Annotated in this window: 3 protein-coding genes; all 3 read left to right on the top strand. The window is 38.6% G+C overall.

Annotated features, from left to right (window positions below):
* The coding region (locus F6K22_RS36165; protein WP_483244190.1) for a WD40 repeat domain-containing protein at positions 1 to 1,319 on the top strand (1,319 nt) is incomplete at its 5' end.
* A 509-nt stretch (positions 1,320 to 1,828) separates the two neighbouring features.
* Positions 1,829 to 2,275, top strand: coding sequence for a hypothetical protein (locus F6K22_RS36160; RefSeq protein WP_293109461.1), 447 nt, complete (start codon positions 1,829 to 1,831; stop codon positions 2,273 to 2,275).
* 54 nt (positions 2,276 to 2,329) lie between these two features.
* Positions 2,330 to 2,794, top strand: a complete 465-nt coding sequence (locus F6K22_RS36155) for a tetratricopeptide repeat protein (protein ID WP_293109459.1) — start codon at positions 2,330 to 2,332, stop codon at positions 2,792 to 2,794.
* Positions 2,795 to 3,456: the final 662 nt, after the last annotated feature.

Genomic DNA, 3,456 nt, shown 5'->3' with positions numbered 1-3,456 from the left:
ATACAGAAAATACAGAAACGCAAATAACAAGACCACCCCAAACTTCATCCCAACCAACAACCGAAAATACAGAAAATACAGAAACGCAAATAACAAGACCACCCCAAACTTCATCCCAACCAACAACCGAAAATACAGAAAATACAGAAACGCAAATAACAAGACCACCCCAAACTTCATCCCAACCAACAACAGAAAATATAGAAAATACAGAAACGCAAATAACAAGACCACCCCAAACTTCATCCCAACCAACAACAGAAAATATAGAAAATACAGAAACGCAAATAACAAGACCACCCCAAACTTCATCCCAATCAACAACACCAACAATAACAGCAAATCCTGAAACACCATCACTAGAAACTCAGACTTCCCAAAACTCAGAACCAGAAAAACAGCCAGATATTACTAACGATCTTGTACTTGCACCTAGATTAGTTCGTTCCCTATCTAATCAGCAAGCAGATTCTGTCTTATCTGTAACCATTAGTTTTAATGGCAAAATATTAGCCAGTAGTAGAGGAAAAGATATTCAACTATGGAACTTAGAAAGTAGCAAACTACTAGATACTTTATCAAGTCATACCGCCAATGTACTCTCACTAGCAATTAGTCCAGATGGCAAAACCTTAGCAAGTGGAAGTGAGGATGGTACAGTAAAATTGTGGGATATTCCTACAGGAGAAATGCTAACCAGTTTTTTGCATTCTGACGTAGTGACTGCTGTAGGTTTCACTGCTGATAGCAGAGCAGTGATAGGATGCACTCCAGCTCGCGGAATTAAATTGTGGGATGTTTACACAGGGCGACTACTACAAACGATGAATGGTACTCAACCTATTGCTTTTGGTGCTCAGGGTCTGCGGATGGCAACCAGTGGGGGACCCAGATATATTCGACTCTGGAATGTCGCCCAGGGGCAACTTTTGAAAAATCTGTCTATACCCAGTAAAAATAATAATCAAAGGATAGAGGCGATCGCTTTCAGTCAAGATGGGCAAACTATTGCTCATGCGATACGGGGAGAAAGTAAGATTTTAGTCTGGGATGTAGAAACCTGGGAAATGCGTCACACTCTAGAAAAACATTCTCAGGCAATTAAGGCGATCGCTATTAGTCCAGATGGCAAAATTCTCGCTAGTAGTAGTGAGGATGGTAAAATTAATTTGTGGGATATTAGCAGTGGAAAATTGTTGAGGAGTATCAAAGGTTCTGGTGCAATAGTTTTTAGTCCTGATAGTCAGCAGCTTGTAAGTGTGGCAGAGAATAATATAATTCAGCTTTGGCAAATTTACAGATCGGCGATTGAGCAGTGAGATTTCAGTTATCAGTTAAAGCTCGTAGTAGGGCTTTAGCCCGAACATAGATCAGGCTGAAGCCCTACTATAAACTCGATCGTAGATTACTTTTGACTTGTACAGCTACAATTATCTATTCTAAAATAGAGAAGGGGGTGGAGTAGAAAAATTGTTAAATATAGGACTTACGCATAGACCATATATGTAGAGTTCAAAAACTATAACGTTCTAGTTTTTTGTGCTATATGTAGTACCCATGCGTAAGTCCTGAAATAGTTAGGTTGATTTGCACCTATCTACCTATTTATTACACAACTTATATATCGAAAATTCGTCATTGCGATGATAGGAAGCAATCTCAGGGGTTACACGAGATTACTTCCTTCCGCTCCGTTCCAGTCACAATGACCTACAGTAACTAAGATGTGTATATATTCAAACATAAGATTTTGGGTAGCAACCGGGTTTCTTTATGTAAGTCCTGTATTAATTAATTATTCACAAAAAATGACAACAAAGCCACTAAAATGACGGATTTTAATCAAAATGAAGAATTATTGTCCGAGCTAATATTTGCTCTGGAAATGTCTCAAGGAGACTTTCGACTATTTTTAGCCCGTTGTAATAATCTAACTCAGCGCGATCGCCTCATCCAACAATTCCAGACATCCTTTTCTGGAGACTTAGCAAAGTTGCACTTAGATGAGTCAGTCGGAGAACTTTATGCCACTATCTGCCAACAACTAGGAGAGCAACAACCAGATGCGCTAATGGTTTGGGGTTTAGATTCAGTAACGGATGTAGATAAATTGCTCGTCTCAATGGGGTTAGTACGAGAGGAATTTAGAAATAATTTTCACTTCCCAATACTTTTATGGATAGATGCAGAAATTTCCCAGAAGTTTATTCGCTTAATTCCTGATTTTGAAACTTGGACAAGTCTCACTGTATTTGAAACTCCCACTCAAGAATAAGGAAAAATTGAGGCAGCAGTAGATAAATATCAACGAGCAAAAGCACTTGATAACATGGCATTGATTCCTACTTGGCAAAATCTTAACCCAGAAGCTAAAGCCCAAGATGAGGCAGTAGATGGGTTTTTATCTCAAGGAAGGGAACTTCTCAAAGATGGTAAAGTTAAGGAAGCAATTAAATATTATAAACAAGCAGAAAAAATCGACCCTAATCTAATTTCTGCTGGTAATTGGAATACACTTTGTCGTCAAGGAAGTCTTTATCAACAAGCTGCTGATGTGATGTTTGCCTGTAAAAAAGCAGTCGTCCTTAGCCCAAAAGATGCCGATATTATTGATAGTCGGGGACTTGCCAGGGCTTTAACAGGGGATATTGAAGAGGCAATTGCAGATTTTCAGGTATTTGTAGAATGGACTGATGATGAGGAGGAGAAAGCGCAACGGCAAGAATGGATAAAAGCACTCCAGGCAGGGGAAAACCCATTTACTGATGAGGTGTTGACGGAATTGAGAGATTAGTAGGCGTAGGTTGGGTTAACGATACCAACGGACATAATATCATATTGAATAGTTATATTTTGGTGAAAGGGAGGCAAAAGGCAGCTATGCTGAAGGCAAAAGGTTTTTTGCCCATTTTGACCTTAATTTTATACACGCTCCGATGCTACCAGATTTGATATCATACCATAATTAATAATTAAGGTTAATTGACAGAACTTAAGTCCTATAATATATTGATTTTTTTTAATTCTAATCTAGGTGTTCATTAATTGATAATGGATAATTGATAATTACCTCGGGTTTTAACCGTACGGGAATTGAATATTGGGAAATATCATTTCTTCTCTTGGTCGATTGTATATGGCGTTTGCGCTTCGCAAAGCTTCGAAGTGCGCGTAGCGTCCCGGAGGGAACCGAAACCTCGCCATCCCATCCTAAGGTCATGCTCCGCTTGCCGACCGCTTTTTTCCCCTATCCAAGGGGAGGCTTCAAGGCGCGAATTAATTAATTATTAATTAATTATTAATAATTCGGGAAAAAAAATTATTGGTGTTTCAATGATTTTTTTCTCCTTATAAAAGTTGTAATATTGTGTCTGAATAAATAGTTATAAATCCACTCTCATACCCCCCTTTAATAAAGTCAGAGGAGTATTTGAAAATGGAAGAGACGAAGGAACA

The sequence above is a fragment of the Okeania sp. SIO2F4 genome (assembly GCF_010672385.1).
GTDB lineage: Bacteria > Cyanobacteriota > Cyanobacteriia > Cyanobacteriales > Microcoleaceae > Trichodesmium.
The sequence above is the reverse complement of the archived record's forward strand: the minus strand, read 5'-3'. Positions and strand labels throughout refer to the sequence as shown.